At 60.5% G+C, this 15565-nt stretch carries 13 protein-coding genes; 2 read left to right on the forward strand and 11 right to left on the reverse strand.

From position 1 onward, the window contains the following. Positions 1 to 158: 158 nt before the first annotated feature. The 3 genes from rpmA to L8V01_RS03660 all read right to left on the reverse strand — a co-directional run bounded on the left by rpmA (position 159) and on the right by L8V01_RS03660 (position 4905). Entirely contained in the window at positions 159 to 437 is a 279-nt protein-coding gene (gene rpmA, locus L8V01_RS03650) for a 50S ribosomal protein L27 (protein ID WP_005324079.1), read from the reverse strand. A gap of 42 nt (positions 438 to 479) precedes the next feature. Continuing rightward, the gene (gene rplU, locus L8V01_RS03655) at positions 480 to 785 is read right to left on the reverse strand and encodes a 50S ribosomal protein L21 (RefSeq protein WP_005324077.1); all 306 of its coding nucleotides are present in this window, start codon (positions 783 to 785) and stop codon (positions 480 to 482) included. Positions 786 to 1011: 226 nt separating this feature from the next. Further along, positions 1012 to 4905: a translation initiation factor IF-2 N-terminal domain-containing protein gene (locus L8V01_RS03660; protein ID WP_269945779.1), complete on the reverse strand. Its 3894-nt coding sequence runs from the start codon at positions 4903 to 4905 to the stop codon at positions 1012 to 1014. A 200-nt stretch (positions 4906 to 5105) separates the two neighbouring features. On the opposite strand from L8V01_RS03660, the gene L8V01_RS03665 reads away from it, so the two are divergent. Then, on the forward strand, positions 5106 to 5873 hold the full coding sequence (locus tag L8V01_RS03665; protein ID WP_269945780.1) for a hypothetical protein: 768 nt from the start codon (positions 5106 to 5108) through the stop codon (positions 5871 to 5873). On the opposite strand, the gene arsB is transcribed toward L8V01_RS03665, so the two are convergent. After that, positions 5870 to 6934: an ACR3 family arsenite efflux transporter gene (arsB, locus tag L8V01_RS03670; RefSeq protein WP_269945781.1), complete on the reverse strand. Its 1065-nt coding sequence runs from the start codon at positions 6932 to 6934 to the stop codon at positions 5870 to 5872. The genes L8V01_RS03665 and arsB overlap by 4 nt on opposite strands. 108 nt (positions 6935 to 7042) lie before the next feature. Between arsB and L8V01_RS03675 the strand changes: the two genes are divergently transcribed. Next, positions 7043 to 7393, forward strand: coding sequence for an ArsR/SmtB family transcription factor (locus tag L8V01_RS03675; RefSeq protein ID WP_269945782.1), 351 nt, complete (start codon positions 7043 to 7045; stop codon positions 7391 to 7393). 13 nt (positions 7394 to 7406) lie between these two features. On the opposite strand, the gene L8V01_RS03680 is transcribed toward L8V01_RS03675, so the two are convergent. The 7 genes from L8V01_RS03680 to L8V01_RS03710 all read right to left on the reverse strand — a co-directional run bounded on the left by L8V01_RS03680 (position 7407) and on the right by L8V01_RS03710 (position 15509). Then, positions 7407 to 8711, reverse strand: a complete 1305-nt coding sequence (locus L8V01_RS03680; protein ID WP_269945783.1) for an exonuclease domain-containing protein — start codon at positions 8709 to 8711, stop codon at positions 7407 to 7409. A 160-nt stretch (positions 8712 to 8871) separates the two neighbouring features. After that, entirely contained in the window at positions 8872 to 9282 is a 411-nt protein-coding gene (gene ndk / locus L8V01_RS03685; protein WP_005324068.1) for a nucleoside-diphosphate kinase, read from the reverse strand. A gap of 79 nt (positions 9283 to 9361) precedes the next feature. Next, positions 9362 to 9673, reverse strand: coding sequence for a hypothetical protein (locus L8V01_RS03690; RefSeq protein WP_239192356.1), 312 nt, complete (start codon positions 9671 to 9673; stop codon positions 9362 to 9364). A gap of 46 nt (positions 9674 to 9719) precedes the next feature. Then, positions 9720 to 10226, reverse strand: coding sequence for a DUF4233 domain-containing protein (locus tag L8V01_RS03695; protein ID WP_269945784.1), 507 nt, complete (start codon positions 10224 to 10226; stop codon positions 9720 to 9722). Next, on the reverse strand, positions 10223 to 11758 hold the full coding sequence (gene folC, locus L8V01_RS03700; RefSeq protein ID WP_269945785.1) for a bifunctional tetrahydrofolate synthase/dihydrofolate synthase: 1536 nt from the start codon (positions 11756 to 11758) through the stop codon (positions 10223 to 10225). The genes L8V01_RS03695 and folC overlap by 4 nt, the downstream gene beginning before the upstream one ends. Then, a complete protein-coding gene (locus L8V01_RS03705) occupies positions 11758 to 14478 on the reverse strand; it encodes a valine--tRNA ligase (protein WP_269945786.1) in 2721 nt (906 codons plus the stop codon). The genes folC and L8V01_RS03705 overlap by 1 nt, the downstream gene beginning before the upstream one ends. Positions 14479 to 14558: 80 nt before the next feature. Further along, positions 14559 to 15509, reverse strand: a complete 951-nt coding sequence (locus L8V01_RS03710; RefSeq protein ID WP_269945787.1) for a malate dehydrogenase — start codon at positions 15507 to 15509, stop codon at positions 14559 to 14561. Between the last annotated feature and the right edge of the window lie 56 nt (positions 15510 to 15565).

Here is a 15565-nt window from a genome sequence, read left to right on the forward strand (position 1 = left end):
GCGGAAGAGCAACCATGTAAAGTGCAACCAACCCCAAGGATTGCAGGGTTCCTTTTTGGTAGCGTAGCTCCGTTCTAAAGCCACGGAACTACGGAAAAGAAAATCCCGAGTTCTACCAAGCTGGAAGCCGGTAAAACTCGGGATCGACGTTGAATTGCTTAAGCAGTCGCTTCTGCAGCAACCTCTTCAGCCGGAACGATGTTGACCATACGACGGCCACGCTTGATACCGAACTCAACGGAGCCAGCTGCAAGCGCGAACAGGGTATCGTCGCCGCCGCGGCCTACGTTCTCACCTGGGTGGAACTTGGTACCGCGCTGACGCACGATGATCTCGCCGGCATTAACCTGCTGACCACCGAAGCGCTTGACGCCGAGACGCTTGGACTCGGAATCGCGACCGTTGCTGGAGCTGGAAGCACCCTTCTTGTGTGCCATGTGGTTTTCCCTCCTTTAGGGATAATTACAGCCGGTTAAGGCTTACTTGATACCGGTGATCTTCAAGGTGGTCACAGGCTGACGGTGGCCCTGACGCTTCTTGTAACCAGTCTTGTTCTTGTACTTCAGGATATCGACCTTCGGGCCCTTACCCTGCTCAACGATTTCTGCGGAGACAGAAACCTTCTCCAAGTCGGATGCCTTGGACTTAACATCGGCGCCATCGACGAGCAGAACCGGGGTGAGAGCTACGGCAGAGCCTGGCTCACCCTCGATCTTCTCGACCTTGACGAGGTCACCTTCAGCAACCTTGTACTGCTTGCCGCCGGTCTTGACGATCGCGTACATAGAGGGTTACCCCTTATCTAAACTCGCTCGGAAGCAACCGGGGAGGCCGCGTTCCGAATGGACACTTACACATTGCGTTTAGTTCCCGCGCGAACATGCCCGCACAGCTCACTTGGTGAGTGTCGGACTGATCCAGCGTCGTGAGTACTAAACAGCGACTGTCAAAGACTACCCCGTAGCGGGCACAAAATACAAACCACGCTTTTCGTGCCCGCGTGGCGTAGCCCTAAGACTTGCTTCGCCGTGCTACGCGGCGCCGGCCGCGCCCGGACTTAGCCTTCGCATTGTCGTGGTTAGCACCGCTCACCGTTGACCGCTTTTTAGCAACGTCATCCTGTGCCTTTGGGGCCCTCGCACTTGCCGACGCCCCCGTTTTGCGCACCGCCCTCTTCTTTCCACGGCGCAGCACCTTGACGTCACCAGAAGCTGCCGGTGTGCCACTTGCTGCGCGTTCCGGCGAGCGGTCTTCTGCGCGCCTTGCCGCCTTCGGGTTATCCGCTACCGCTTTCTTAGGCGCGGACTGTCGCACGGCACGGCGACGCCCACGGCCTCGCCCATTGCCGCCCGTGCGGCCTGCACGCGCGGTGCCAGCGGCCTTTTCATGGCGCTGCTCAGCGGAACCACCCACCTGCTCGCGCTCATGTTCCTCAGTCTTCGCCTTCACCTCGTGTGGCACGCGGGAGGTAGCACGGCGCTTGCCTGGCTGGGTACGCACCGAACGACGACGGCCGCGCCCGCGGCCGCGGCCCTTGCGCTCCTTTTCCGCCTTTGGCGCTTCGGCCGAGTCCGCGTCGCCAGCAGCACCAGACACAGCGTCCGCGTTGGTATCCTTCTCGCCGGAGACCGCGAAGTCCTGCGGCTGCGGGCGCTTATCGGAGCGCGAATTGCCACGCGTGCGGCGCTTGCGGCGCGGCGAGGATTCAAACTCGGCTACTGCCTCCTCGTAGGTTTTCTCCGCAGCCTTCTGCTCGCTCTGCTCCGGTAGCTTGCGCTCCGCGCCTTCGGCGGCACGAGAGGACTTGGAACGGCGCGTGGCTCGGCGAGGCTTCTTGCCACGCCTGGAGCCCGCCCCAGCACCAGGGTGAGCCTTAGCAACGGCTCCCGAATCTGCGTCCGTATCCGCGTCGGGGACGTAAGAATTGAATTCTTGGACCTCGTCGTTTTCAGCGGCATTATCCGCCGCAGCATACGCGATGGCTTCGATATCGGATACTTCAGCCTGGCTCTTCTTATGTGCGCGGCGGCGGCCTCGGCCGCTTCCGCGCTCCTTGCCGCGATCCTCGTCTCGCTTCTGTACCTGCGCGCCGAAGTCCGATTCGTCCGTGCCACGCTCATCCACGACAACGTTGGCTACGAGATCTTCCAGCGAGGTCTTTGCGGTCTGTGTAGATTCCCGAGCAGAGTCTTCGCGCTCAGTGCCATAGACCGGTGCCTCGGTCTTCTTGAAGCGCTTGGGCTTGGAGGAACCTGGGGCGTCGTCAAGCTCATGCTTATGCATCGCCACCGCGGCCGGGTGCTGCTGGGGATCGTGGTGTGGCTTCTTGTGTTGCTTCGACTTGCGGCCAGAATGCTTGGAGCGCTGATCGTCCTCGGCCTCGTCCACCGGATACTGGTGAATGATGATGCCACGGCCGTTGCAGCACTCGCACTCGGTGGAGAAGGTCTCTACCAGCCCGGTGCCCAGGCGCTTACGGGTCATCTGCACCAAGCCCAGCGAGGTAACCTCAGAGACTTGGTGACGGGTGCGATCGCGGCCCAAGGCTTCCTTCAGGCGGCGCAGCACCAGATCCTGGTTTTCTGGCAGGACCATATCAATAAAGTCCACGACGATCATGCCGCCGAGATCGCGCAGACGCATCTGGCGCACGATTTCTTCGGCAGCCTCGAGGTTATTGCGGGTAACGGTTTCCTCTAGGTTGCCGCCGGAACCGGTGAACTTTCCGGTATTGACATCAATGACGGTCATGGCCTCGGTGCGGTCAATAACCAGCGTGCCGCCCGAGGGCAGCCATACCTTGCGCGAGAGCGCCTTATGCAGCTGCTCATCAATGCGGTAGGCCTCGAAGGCATCCTGCCCGCCGTGGTCCTTGGCACGGTAGCGCACCACGCGATCTGCCAGATCCGGCGCCATGGAATCTACATAGGCGCGGACGGTATTGAAGGAACGCTTGCCATCGACGATGAGCCCGGTGAAGTCCTCGTTGAAGAGATCGCGCACCACCTTGATGAGCATGTTTGGTTCTTCATACATGGTCACCGGCTTGGCACCCTTGGAGGATTTTTCCTTCTTAGCGTGTGCCACGATGTCCTCCCACCGGCTGTGCAGGCGGTTGACGTCGGTAGCGATTGCCTCTTCTGGGACGTTTTCGGCGGCGGTGCGGATAATTGCGCCGCCATCACCCGGCACTACCCGGCCGAGGATATTCTTCAGGCGCTTGCGCTCTGGAGCGGGCAGCTTGCGGGAAATACCGGCGCTGCGCCCGCCCGGTACGTAAACCAGGTAACGACCGGCAAGGGAAATCTGGGTGGTAAGCCGCGCGCCCTTGTGACCGATGGGATCCTTGGCCACCTGCACCAGCACCTGGTCGCCGGATTTCAGGGCGTTTTCTACCTTGCGGGCGCGCCCGTGCAGCTTGGTCTTGCGCCAGTCGATTTCACCGGCATAGAGCACGCCGTTTCGACCCTGTCCGATATCCACGAAGGCTGCCTCCATGGACGGCAGCACGTTTTGGACGCGGCCCAAGTAGATATTGCCAATGAGCGAGGCCTGGGACTCGGTGGTCACAAAGTGCTCGACCAGGAGGTCATCTTCTAACACGCCCACCTGGGTGATGATGCCAGCGCCATCCTCGCGCTCTTTATCGCGCACCACCATGGTGCGCTCCACGGCTTCGCGGCGGGCAAGGAACTCCGCCTGCGAGACAATGTGCTGGCGGGTACGGCCCTTCTCGCGCAATTCCGCACGGCGGCGCTTCTGGGCTTCAATTCGCGTGGAGCCACGGATCGCCTTCGGCTCTTCAATGTGCTCGGGCTCGTCTGCTTGCCCTTCACGCTTCGAACCCGCGCCGCGTCCGCGGGATGCGCCGCGGCGCCCACGGCGGCGGCCCTCAGACTTTCCGGAACCGCGGTCGGAGCCGGAGCCGGAGTGCTCGCGGCTATCTTCGGCGGAATCCGCCGCGTCCTCATTGTCATCGCCTGCGGAGTCGTCGGCGGAGAAGTCCTCCTCCGCTGCGTCTACTGCCGGTGCGAATGCCGCTGCCTCGTCCTGCTGCGGGGCCATGAAGATAGGCGCAAAGTCATAGTGCCCAGAGTCTTCCTCGGATTCGGCGCGCGGAACGATGTGCGGTGCGTAGTAGTCATCCTCGAAATCTTCACCGGCTTCAGCCAACACCTCGTGCAACTTCGCTGCATCAACCGTTCCGGTATCAAGCGCGCTAGCCGGTGCTTCGTCCGCCTCACCTGTGGCTTCTGCCGCTTCGGATACTTCCGCTTCAGAGCGTTCGGTGTCCTCGGCGGCTGCGCCAGTTTCGGCTGCGGCCTGGGCGAGGGATGCCTCTACCTTGTCTTCGATCTGGGAGATCTCATTGTCCACGTTCTTGCGCACGCGGTGGCGCAGGTGTTCTTCGTCTTCCGCGGACTGCTCCCCTTCCCCTGACTCGGCGGCATCTGCGGGCTCTTTAGGCGCTACGGCGGCGGTCTTACGGGTGGCCTTGCGAGCGCGCTTGGCACGCTTTTTCGCCGACTTCTTTTCCTGTTCCTCGTCCGCGTTCTCTTCCGAGTGTGCGGCGGCCTCGCCCTTGGCCTCTTCAGCCGGTGCTTGAGTGGAAGCTTCGGAGGAGGTTTCGGGGGCGTCGCCCGAGGGGGCGTCGGCAACCGCGGCGGCGTTCGCTACAGCGTCCAGCACCTGGCCTGCTTCCTCGCGGGAAAGGGAGCTCTGCGCGCTCTTTTTCAGACCCATGTCTTTAAGCTGTGCCACCAGCTCGCGCGAGGAAAGCCCCAGCTGCTTGGCTAGGGCATAGACGCGGGTCTTGTCCTTGAGCTGGCCGCGGTCTAGGTTCTGGGCCAAAGACGCCGCAGCCTGGAGGTTTTCAGTTGTTTCTTGAGAGTTCTGTGCCACCATGTTCGGGCTTACTCCTGTACATCGTCCGTATTTGGCGCGGCCTCGGGCGCAGGCACGGCCAAAGACCGTACCGCCGCCGCGCGAGGTTTTCTGTGCGCTATAAAAGTTTGTGGGTATGAAGTTTTGGCGTCTCGTACGCGCTATCCCCCATTGTGTCACAGAAACGCGGCCAGGCTGGCAGGCGGTGTTATGTTGGCAGCGTGGCAGAACTAGCACGAATCCCCGCGCGCGAACTCGCGCAGTACAGGCAGCGCAATGAAGTCCCGGTGCGCTCGGCGCTTTACTTCGGGGTGCCGGCCGGCTTTGCCGTTGGATTCGCCAAGACGGGTGTGGACTATATGTTGGTCGGCGCCGGTGTCTTCGCCGTCTTTGCAGTGCTGGGATTGGTGCACCTTATCCGCAACTACCCGCGCGGTATCAATGCCGCGCAGGAGGAATTCCGCGATGGCGATTACCCCACGATTGCCTATATCGCGCCGTTTATTCCAATCGCTGCGCCGCTGGTCATGGCCCCGCTAAGCGCGGCCGGGCTTGTTCCGGAGGTGGAGCTTGCCCCGCCCGTTGCCGGTGTCCTATCCGGTGCGTGGTGGGCATTCGGCTTGCCTTTAGGGCTGTGGGGGATGTTCTCCCAATCCTTCCGCATCGGCCGGCGCAGGATTACCAAAATCCTGGAAAAGGATCCGCTCGACGGGGTTACAAAGGCTCGCCTGCAGCTTGCCGACGCCCACTCCAACATCCTCACCGCCCTCATCGCCACCGGCGCGGTGCAGGGAAACACGATTAATTCCACTGCCCTCTCGAAGTTCATGAAGGTAGACCTCGACCCTCTTTGCGAGCACCTCGATGCTTTGGCCAAGGCGGACCTGGTGAAGCTCAGCCGCATGGGACTGCGCACCGCGCCCGCAAAATGGACCATCACCATCACGCCGACTGGGGTCCGGTGTCTCTATCAAGTGGGCCGGCGTTAACTTGGCAAGCTTTTGTCTCCTGGGAAAATTTTCGGACCTATCCAGAGCATCACGTACACAAGTCCTACGAGCACTGGAATTTCAATTAGTGGCCCAATGGTACCGGCGAGAGCCTGTGCTGACGCAGCACCAAAAGTGCCAATGGAAACCGCGATGGCTAGTTCGAAATTATTACCAGCTGCGGTAAACGCAACGGAAGCGGATTGCGCGTAGTTCATTCCCACAACCTTTGCCACACCCAAAGCTAGGAAAAACATTCCAACAAAGTAAATGACCAACGGAATCGCAACCTTGATCACCACCATGGGCTGCGCTACCAACTGTTCTCCCTGCAGGGAGAACAGCAACACAATGGTATAGAGCAAGCCGATCATCGCCAAGGGAGAAACTACCAGAAGGAAGCGGTTTTCAAACCATTCGCGGCCTTTGACTTTCTCACCCCAGACCCGTGAGAGCACACCAAGCAGCAGGGGGACTCCCAAAAATACGAGAACCGCGGTGACGATAGACCAGAAAGAGAAATCAGCAGAGGTGGTATCTAGCCCCAACCACCCTGGCAAAATCTGCAAATAGAACCATCCCAGCACACCGAACATGGCTACCTGGAATACAGAGTTTATGGCGACAAGAACGGCGGTGGCCTCCCGATCGGCGCAGGAGAGATCGGACCAGACTAGGACCATTGCGATACAACGGGCTAGCCCAACGATAATCAGGCCGGTTCGCAGCTCTGGCTGATCGGCAAGAAATATCCACGCCAGGGTGAACATCACTGCAGGCCCCACCAGCCAGTTCAACACAATCGATACCACCATCAACCGGCCATCGGCAGCAATATCTCGGGTCTTTTCATAGCGGACTTTAGCCAGGGGCGGATACATCATAACTAGCAGGCCCAGCGCGATTGGAAGAGAAATACCGCCAACCTCTAGAGCAGACAGTGCTTCTCCAATGCCTGGCAGGAAGTGGCCTATCAATAGCCCCACAGCCATGGCCATGATGATCCAAACGGGAAGGAATCTATCGAGAAATGACAACTTTGGGCGTTGCGTAACGGCCATGGCTCTCCTTGTACGCCGAGGAATTCAACTTTCGAGCAGTACTTTAATCACCCATATTGACACTCGTCAATATAACGGAGTGGGAGGCAGACTCCTTATACTGTGTGCATGAACTCCTCCCCTAGCAATGCCGACAACGCCCCGGACGCACCGTGCTGTTCCCTGAGCAGTGGCCCGCTCAGCCAGGGCGACTCCCTCCGCTTTTCCCAGCAATTTAAAGTACTTGCTGACCCAGCCCGCCTGCGCCTGCTATCCATATTGTGCGACGAGGGCTGCGGCCCAATGAGTGTTACGGAGTTGACCGCGCTTTCCGGCCTTAGCCAACCGACGGTATCTCATCACCTCGGCAAGTTGAGGGAATCCGGTCTTTTAATCAAGCAACAGTGCGGCCGAACAGTTACTCACCGAGTGCAAAAACAGGCCTTCACTGAATTGCGCCAGCTCCTCTCATTCGACTAAGTCGATGCTAGGGCTAATCAGCAAAGCGAATAACCTCACGGGCGACGTCTTCCGCAACGATGGGAATGCCATACTGTTTCGCCTTCTTGGCTTTGCCCGATTGTGAGTCCGGGTCACCGGCGATGAGCACCTTGGTCTTTTTGGCTAGGCCACCAATTTCCACGCCGTGCGCGGCAAAATACTCTTCCCATTCCGCAGTCGAGTAGGCCTTGGCGCCGGTAATGGTCACTCGCTCGCCAGCGCTCACCACAATGCCGCCCATGCTGGCGAGTCCGCCACTACTGCCGTCCTCTTCAGAACCTTGCGGCGTCTCTTCACTAGGGGCACCATGCCGACCTTCTGCCTGTGGAGCGGTGTCGGGGTCTAAGGCAGCCTCGATATCAGCAGCCGGGATCCCCAAAGCGCGGCCGGCCGAAGCCAGGATGGCGCGTTCCTCAGCCGTGACAACACCATCAGCCCAGGCTTCTTCAATCAGCAGCGTGATATAGGCTTCATGCAGCTCGCGCAGGCCATGTTCATCGAGCCCATGTGCATGAGCAAAGGCCAGCAATTGGGTTTGCTCGGTCGCGGAAAGGCGGCGGTCGAGCAAGGCGGCGTCGAGAAGCTTGAAATAGTCTTCCGCAACCTTATTCGATGGCGCCTCACGTTGTGCGACGAGCCCGGCGAACCAGCCGTCGTCCTGTGCCGCTTGTTTGGCGGATTCCGCAGCTGCGCGGCTAAGAAGTGCCGGCTCCGCCCACCCCGGCTGGGGTGCCAGGCTGCGATACAGCTGTTGCTCAGCCAAGCGCTCACTCATATAGCTTTCTTGGGCGGCCGGGGTATTGGCCAGGAAATGCTGGAATAGTTGCGCCGTAGCCATCGCATCCGCCAATGCGGAGTGCGCCAACTCATTATGAATTCCCAGATGTGCACAGCAATCCCCCAGCTTCACCTTGGGAAGACCAAGATACCTGCGTGCCAATACGGCCGTATCAATCGCCGGCAACGCCTCTTCAGAACAGGCACGACAAGCCAGCAGCTCGGACTGAATAAAGGTCCGATCGAATCCCGCATTATGAGCAACGAATATGCGGTCTTCGAGAGAATAAGCCAGCTTGTCCGCTACTTGCGCAAAGGTGGGCGCGCCTAGAACATCAGAGGCGGAAATGCCATGAATTTCCGTGGCCGCGATATGGCGTTGCGGGTTAATGAGCGTTTCCCAGGAATCCTGCACTGCTCCTTCCGGCGATAGCTCCACGACGCCAATTTCAACGATGCGGTGCCCGTGCTTATAGGAAAATCCGGTGGTCTCAATGTCTACGACCGCGTAGCCGCGCATATGCGCCTCCCCACGTCTTGTTGAAAACAGTTCCTAGCCGCACCAGTGTAGGCGTGTTGTGCTTCTGCTCGCTGCCCATATGACAGAGGACCAGGTGACAATATGAATAAAGCCCGAGCCGGTGGCTCGGGCTTTATTGCGTAAGAAACGCTTAAGATGCTTAGAGGTTCGGGAACCAGATAGCGATTTCGCGCTCTGCGGACTCTGGGGAGTCAGAGCCGTGCACGATGTTCTCGCCAACGGTCAGGGCGAAGTCGCCGCGGATGGTGCCCGGGGTGGCCTTGGAGACTGGGTCGGTGCCACCGGCCAGCTGGCGCCATGCCTCGATGGCGCGCTCGCCCTCAACAACACCGGCAATCAGCGGTGCGGAGGTGATGAACTCGACGAGGTCACCAAAGAATGGCTTGTCCTTGTGCTCCTCGTAGTGCTTCTCCGCGGTCTCGCGGTCAGCAACGCGCAGGTCGAGCTCGGCCAGCTTCAGGCCCTTGCGCTCGATGCGGGAGATGATTTCGCCTACGTGGCCGTTCTTTACGCCGTCCGGCTTGATGAGAATCAGTGTACGTTCAGTCATGCCCCACACTGTACCGAAACCGCACGCATGCGTCGCGCGCTGGGGTATTCCTTTGGGGTAAAAGTGTGGGGGTCCAGGGCTATGCGAGTTGTTTGACTATCTCTTCGGCGCGCTCCTGCGAGGTGCCCCGAAACCACAGGCGCACCTGACCTACTGCTGCGCCGAATTGGCCATTGGCCAGCAGTCGTTGCAGCTCCGCGCGCTGCTCCTTATCCAAATCCTCAAAGGTGGCTTCTTTGGCCGGCTCAAAGTTGCTCCGCAGCGCCAAAACCAGAAAAACGCCGCCAATGATGAGGGCGACTAGCGGTAGCCACGGCGTTCCCGTTGCGGCGCGGGCGACCACCGCGGCGATGCAGGCGAGTGCGGCAAGGACGAGATAGAGATTGCGCATGGGCGCTAGTCTATCGCGTCTGCCCCACCCGCCGGTGGTATCGAGCCTATTTCTCGTTGAGGTGCTGCGTGGTGAGGTATCCGCGCTTCATGCGGGCAATGAGGTTGCTGCGCAGGTAGACGGCCAGCAGCCACTCCATGCCAAAGATGATGAAGATGGCGGCCACAGCCCAGTGGACCATAAAGCCCACAATGACGCACAACAGCTGCGCCCATACGATGACCGACAGCGCCCACTTCTTATTCATGAACGCGATCATCACGAGGTGGAATACCACTGCGGCGATGACAAAGCCGTAGTTGAAGGGGGTCCACAACGTACCGTCATAGAGCTTGTAGAGCATCGGCAGTGCGAAGGATAGGGCGAGCGCCTCCATGGTCAGGGAGCTGGCAATGACCATCCCGTTGAAGCTTTTGAGCGGGTCCTTGACTGGGGCTTGGCCCATGCCGAGGGGGCCGATCTCGCTTTCGGGGACCTGCTCCTCGCGGCCACGGGTGCGGCGGGGCGGGCGAGGCTGGTGCTCGCCGCGCGGGTGGTGATTGTCGCGGCTCATGCGGGTTCCTTTCCAAACATCGCGCGGGCATCACCAGCGGTGACGACCGAGCCGGTAATGATGATGCCGGAGCCGGACTGAACCTCGGCGTCCTCGGCAAGCTCCACTGCCTGGGCATAGGCGCCCGGCAGGTTATCGGCTACGTACACTCGCTCCTCGCCAAAGATATCGCGGGCGGTCTCTGCCAAGTCGTAGGCATCGAGGGCGCGCGGCGAGGAGTTTTGGGTGATGACTACCTCGGTGAGGTAAGGCTCAAGTGCGGTGAGGATGCCAGTGGAATCCTTATCCGCGAAGATGGAGAGCACACCGATGAGGCGGGCGAAGTCGAAATCGCGGTCCAGCGCAGCACCTAGTGCCTTGGCACCATGTGGATTATGGGCGGCGTCAATAAACGTCGTCGGCGACGTGCGCACGCGCTCCAGGCGGCCGGGTGAAATCGCTTGGGCAAAGCCATTGCGCACGGTCGCAACATCCAGCGGGTGGCCGGCCGAGGCGCCGAAGAATGCCTCTACCGCAGCAAGGGCGACGGCCGCATTCTTGGCCTGGTGCTCGCCGTGCAGGGGCAAGAAGATGTCCTCGTACAGGCCTCCGAGTCCTTGGATATTAACCTGCTGGCCGCCGACGGCGATGCGAGACTCGAGGGCAGCAAACTCAGAACCGGAGCGGGCGACGCCCGCCTCCACGTCCACGGCCTGTTGCAGGATAACCCGCATTGCTTCCGGATCCTGCTCGGCGATGACCACGATGTTTTCATTCGGAGTCAGCGGGTCATCGGCATCCTCGCGCGGCTTGATAATGCCAGCCTTTTCGCCGGCAATCTCTGCGAGAGTGTCGCCCAGGTAATCCGTGTGGTCCAAGCCCACCGGGGTAATGACGGAGACGTCCGCATTGACCACGTTGGTGGCATCCCACCGGCCGCCGAGGCCGACTTCGACAACGGCTACGTCCACGGGGGCGTCGGCAAACGCGGCATAGGACAAGCCGACGAGGACCTCGAACTTGGACATGGGGACGTCCGACTGGGCATCGATCATCTCCACAAAGGGCTTGATCTCGTGCCAGATGCGCACATAATCGCGCGGGTGGATGGGCTGGCCATCGATGCCGATGCGCTCGGTAACGCGTTGCAGGTGCGGGCTGGTGACCAGACCGACACGGCGGTGGAAGGCGCGCAGGAGCGAATCCACCATGCGCGCGGTAGAGGACTTGCCGTTGGTGCCGGCGATGTGGATGACGTCGAAGGAACGCTCTGGGTGGCCAAGCAGATCCATGAGCATTTCGATGCGATCGAGGGAAGGCTCAATCTTGGTCTCCGGCCAGCGCTCATTGAGCTCTTCTTCGACCTCTGCGAGGGCACGCAACTCCTCGGCCGAGACTTCTTGCGGGGCAGCCTCGTTGTACTCGTCCTCGCTGCCCAAGCCCAAATTGAGAGTCAGGCCGGACTCGGTGATTTCCACCGGGCCACCATCGATGCCTTCTTTGAGGGCATCGACGATTTCGAAGTCCTCTGTCTCCTTGTCCTTGTCCGCCACTACTTCAGCCCCTCCAAACGGCTGGTGATGCGCTCGACCTCTTCGCGGGCGACCTGCTGGCGCTCCTTGATCTTATTGACCACTTCTTCCGGAGCCTTGGACAGGAAGTTCTCATTGCCCAGCTTCTTGCCGGTCTGCTCCAGTTCCTTATTGGCCTTGGCCAGGTCCTTTTCTAGGCGCTTGCGCTCGGCTTCTACGTCTACCGCACCGTGGGTGTCCAGGGTGACTTCGACGGTGGCCTGGGAAAGGCGCACCTCGATGGAGGCGGAAGGATCGAAATCCTCACCTGGGGTGGTGGTATTAGCCAGGTTGCGCACCAGTTCCTCTTGGCCAGCCAGATCCGCTGCGGCGAAGTCGAGGCGGCCCGGCACCTTCTGGGAAGGTTTTACACCCTGGTCAGAGCGGAAGCGGCGCAGCTCAGTGATGAGCTTATCGGCGTCTTCGATGCGGCGGGCGGCCACCTCATCCTTGGTAGCTCCACCATTGGTATCGGCAACGGTAGGCCACGGCGCCACGACGATAGACTCGCCGCCGGTCAGTGCCTTCCACAGCACCTCGGTGACGAAAGGCATAGTCGGGTGCAGCAGGCGCAGGACAACGTCGAGCACACGGCCCAACACGATTTGGGTATTGCGGCCCTGCTCGCTCATACCATCGCGCGGGATCTGGGTCTTGGCAATTTCCAGGTACCAGTCACATAGCTCGTCCCAGGTGAAGTGGTAGAGCAGCTCGTTGGCCTTGGCAAATTGGTAATCATCCAGGTAGGCATCCACCTTGGCGCGAACCTCTTCGGCGCGGTCAAGGATCCAGCGGTCGGCGTCGGTAAGCTCCTCGCGGTTCGGCAGCGCGGCCACGCCCGCGCCATTCATGAGCGCGAACTTGGTGGCGTTGAACAACTTGGTGGCAAAGTTGCGGGCGGCCGCAGCGGCGTCGGATCCCAGCGGCAAATCGACGCCCGGGTTGGCGCCGCGAGCCAGGGTAAAGCGCAGTGCGTCCGCGCCGTAATCGCGCACCCAATCCATCGGGTCAATGCCGTTGCCCAAGGATTTGGACATCTTACGGCCCTGCTCATCGCGCACCAAGCCGTGCAGGTAGAGATCCTTGAACGGCACCTGCGGGCGGCCCTCTGCGCCCTCGCCCAAAAGCTCCGGGGTGTGGGTGCCGGCGAAGGTACCAAACATCATCATGCGGGCCACCCAGAAGAACAAGATGTCATAGGCCGTGACCAGCACGTTGGTGGGATAGAACTTCTCTAGATCCGGGGTCTTTTCCGGCCAACCCAGGGTAGAAAATGGCCACAGCGCGGAGGAGAACCAAGTATCCAGCACGTCAGGATCCTGCTCATAGCCTGCTGGTGGCTCCTCATCAGGGCCGACACAGACGATGTCTCGCTGGCCGTCCTCGCCTTCTGGCCCGTACCAGATAGGAATGCGGTGGCCCCACCACAGCTGGCGGGAGATGCACCAATCGTGCATGTCATCGACCCACTCGAAGTAGCGCGGCTCGAGCGACTGCGGGTGCAGGGTGGTATCGCCCTCTCGCACGGCGTCGCCAGAGGCCTTGGCCATCTTGGCCACGTCTACGAACCACTGCAGGGACAGGCGCGGCTCGATGGGCTCGCCGGAGCGCTCCGAGTGACCCACGGAGTGGACGTACGGGCGGATTTCCTTGACAATGCGGCCCTGTTCGCGCAGCGCCTCGCGGATCTCCACGCGTGCTTCCTCGCGGGTCAGGCCGTCGAAGCGGGTGCCGGTATTGGCAATGTGGCCGGTGGTATCGATAACGGTGGGCATCTCCAAGTCGTGGCGGGTGCCCATTGCGTAGTCATTCGGATCGTGGGCCGGGGTGATCTTCACGGCGCCGGTACCGAATTCCATGTCTACGTAGTCATCGGCGATGATCTTGAGCTTTAGGTCATCACGGAATGGGTGCGGAAGCTCCTTGCCCACCAAGTCAGCGTAGCGCTCATCGTCTGGGTGGACGGCAATGGCGACGTCACCCAGCATGGTCTCCACACGGGTGGTGGCTACGATGAGGTGCGGTTCATCGTCATTGAGCGAGCCATAGCGGATGGACACCAGCTCGCCCTCGACGTCTTTGTAGACAACCTCGATATCGGAGACGGCGGTCTCCAGCACCGGAGACCAGTTCACCAAGCGGTTGGCCTGGTAGATCATGCCCTCATCGTAGAGGTTCTTAAAGATGGTCTGTACGGCGCGGGAGAGGCCATCATCCAAGGTGAAGCGCTCGCGGGACCAGTCCACGGAGTCACCGATGGCGCGCATCTGATTCTGGATGGTGCCGCCGTACTGCTTCTTCCATTCCCAGACCTTGCCAATGAATTCTTCGCGCTCATAGTCCCAGCGCTTCTTGCCCTCGGTCTCCTTGAGCTTAGCCTCGACCTTGGTCTGGGTGGCGATGCCGGCGTGATCGGCACCGGGCAGCCACAGGGTGGCGTAGCCCTGCATGCGCTTGCGGCGGATAATGGAATCAATCAGCGTGTGGTCCAAGGCGTGGCCCATGTGCAGCTGGCCGGTCACGTTCGGCGGCGGCAGCACGATGGAATAAGGCTCGGCCTCCGAATTCGCATCCGGGGTGAAGTAGCCCTTTTCCACCCAGCCCTCATAGAGGTCCTTCTCTACGGCCTGCGGCTCCCAAGACTTGGGCAGCGCATCGGCACGGTTGGTACCAACTAATTGCTCATTATTTTGCTCAGTCACCTGGCCGATTCTACCTTGCACGTCAACCGGCTCAGTCAGGCAGGGTGCGCGCCGTGGCTAGAGCGCGCACCGAGTGTGTTTTAGAGCAGGTCTGCTACGGCCTCGCGCTCTTCACGCAGCTCAGCTACGGAGGCCTCAATGCGTTCCTTTTGGAACTCATTGAGCTCAAGTCCCTGCACAATCTCCCACTTACCGTTGCGGCTAATGGTGGGGAAACCGCAAATAAGGCCCTTATCGACGCCGTAGGAACCGTCCGAAGGCACCGCCGCAGTGCGCCAATCCTCCGTGCCATGAATCCAATCGTGCATGTGATCCACTGCTGCCGACGCGGCCGATGCGGCCGAGGAGCTGCCGCGCACCTCAATGATTTCAGCGCCGCGCTTGGCCACCTTGGGGATCATTTCCTCGCGGTACCAGTCCTGGTCCACCTCGGCGTTGGAATAGGTGATATCCGGGAACTGGCTAGCGGAGTGGTTGCCCCACACCGCAATCTTGGTGAAGTCCGTGGTGGCTTTGCCGGTCTTCAGCGCCAGCTGGCTCAAGGTGCGATTATGGTCCAGCCGCATCAAAGCGTTGAACTGGGAGCTATCCAAATCCGGAGCATTATTCGCGGCGATGAGCGCATTGGTATTAGCCGGGTTGCCCACTACAAGCACGCGGACATCGCGCGCGGCGTAGTCATTGATCGCCTTGCCCTGCTTGGTAAAGATGGCGCCGTTGGCTTCAAGGAGGTCGGCGCGCTCCATACCCTTACTGCGCGGGCGTGCGCCCACCAAGAAGGCGGCGGAGGTGTTGGTAAAGGCCTCCTTGAGATCATCAGTGACCGTAATGGAGTTAACCAGAGGCAGGGCGGAGTCATTGAGCTCCATGGCCACTCCCTGGGCCTTGCCCACTGCTGCCGGAATTTCCAGCAGCGCTAGATCTACCGGGGTTTCCTTGCCATAGACATCGCCGGCGGCGATGCGCCACAGCAGCGAGTATGCAATATTGCCGGCGGCACCGGTAACAGTAACTTTGACGGGCTGTGTCATGGTTTTAAGCCTCCTCAATGGCTGCAACGGGGGCGGTGCACGCGAGCTTTGCTGCT

Source organism: Corynebacterium curieae (genome assembly GCF_027570035.1).
Lineage (GTDB): Bacteria > Actinomycetota > Actinomycetes > Mycobacteriales > Mycobacteriaceae > Corynebacterium > Corynebacterium curieae.

Coding starts and splice junctions, on each gene's coding strand:
- rpmA (WP_005324079.1), bottom strand. CDS start 437: ATGGCACACAAGAAGGGTGCTTCCAGCTCCAGCAACGGTCGCGATTCC.
- rplU (WP_005324077.1), bottom strand. CDS start 785: ATGTACGCGATCGTCAAGACCGGCGGCAAGCAGTACAAGGTTGCTGAA.
- L8V01_RS03660 (WP_269945779.1), bottom strand. CDS start 4,905: ATGGTGGCACAGAACTCTCAAGAAACAACTGAAAACCTCCAGGCTGCG.
- arsB (WP_269945781.1), bottom strand. CDS start 6,934: ATGGCCGTTACGCAACGCCCAAAGTTGTCATTTCTCGATAGATTCCTT.
- L8V01_RS03675 (WP_269945782.1), top strand. CDS start 7,043: ATGAACTCCTCCCCTAGCAATGCCGACAACGCCCCGGACGCACCGTGC.
- L8V01_RS03680 (WP_269945783.1), bottom strand. CDS start 8,711: ATGCGCGGCTACGCGGTCGTAGACATTGAGACCACCGGATTTTCCTAT.
- ndk (WP_005324068.1), bottom strand. CDS start 9,282: ATGACTGAACGTACACTGATTCTCATCAAGCCGGACGGCGTAAAGAAC.
- L8V01_RS03690 (WP_239192356.1), bottom strand. CDS start 9,673: ATGCGCAATCTCTATCTCGTCCTTGCCGCACTCGCCTGCATCGCCGCG.
- L8V01_RS03695 (WP_269945784.1), bottom strand. CDS start 10,226: ATGAGCCGCGACAATCACCACCCGCGCGGCGAGCACCAGCCTCGCCCG.
- L8V01_RS03710 (WP_269945787.1), bottom strand. CDS start 15,509: ATGACACAGCCCGTCAAAGTTACTGTTACCGGTGCCGCCGGCAATATT.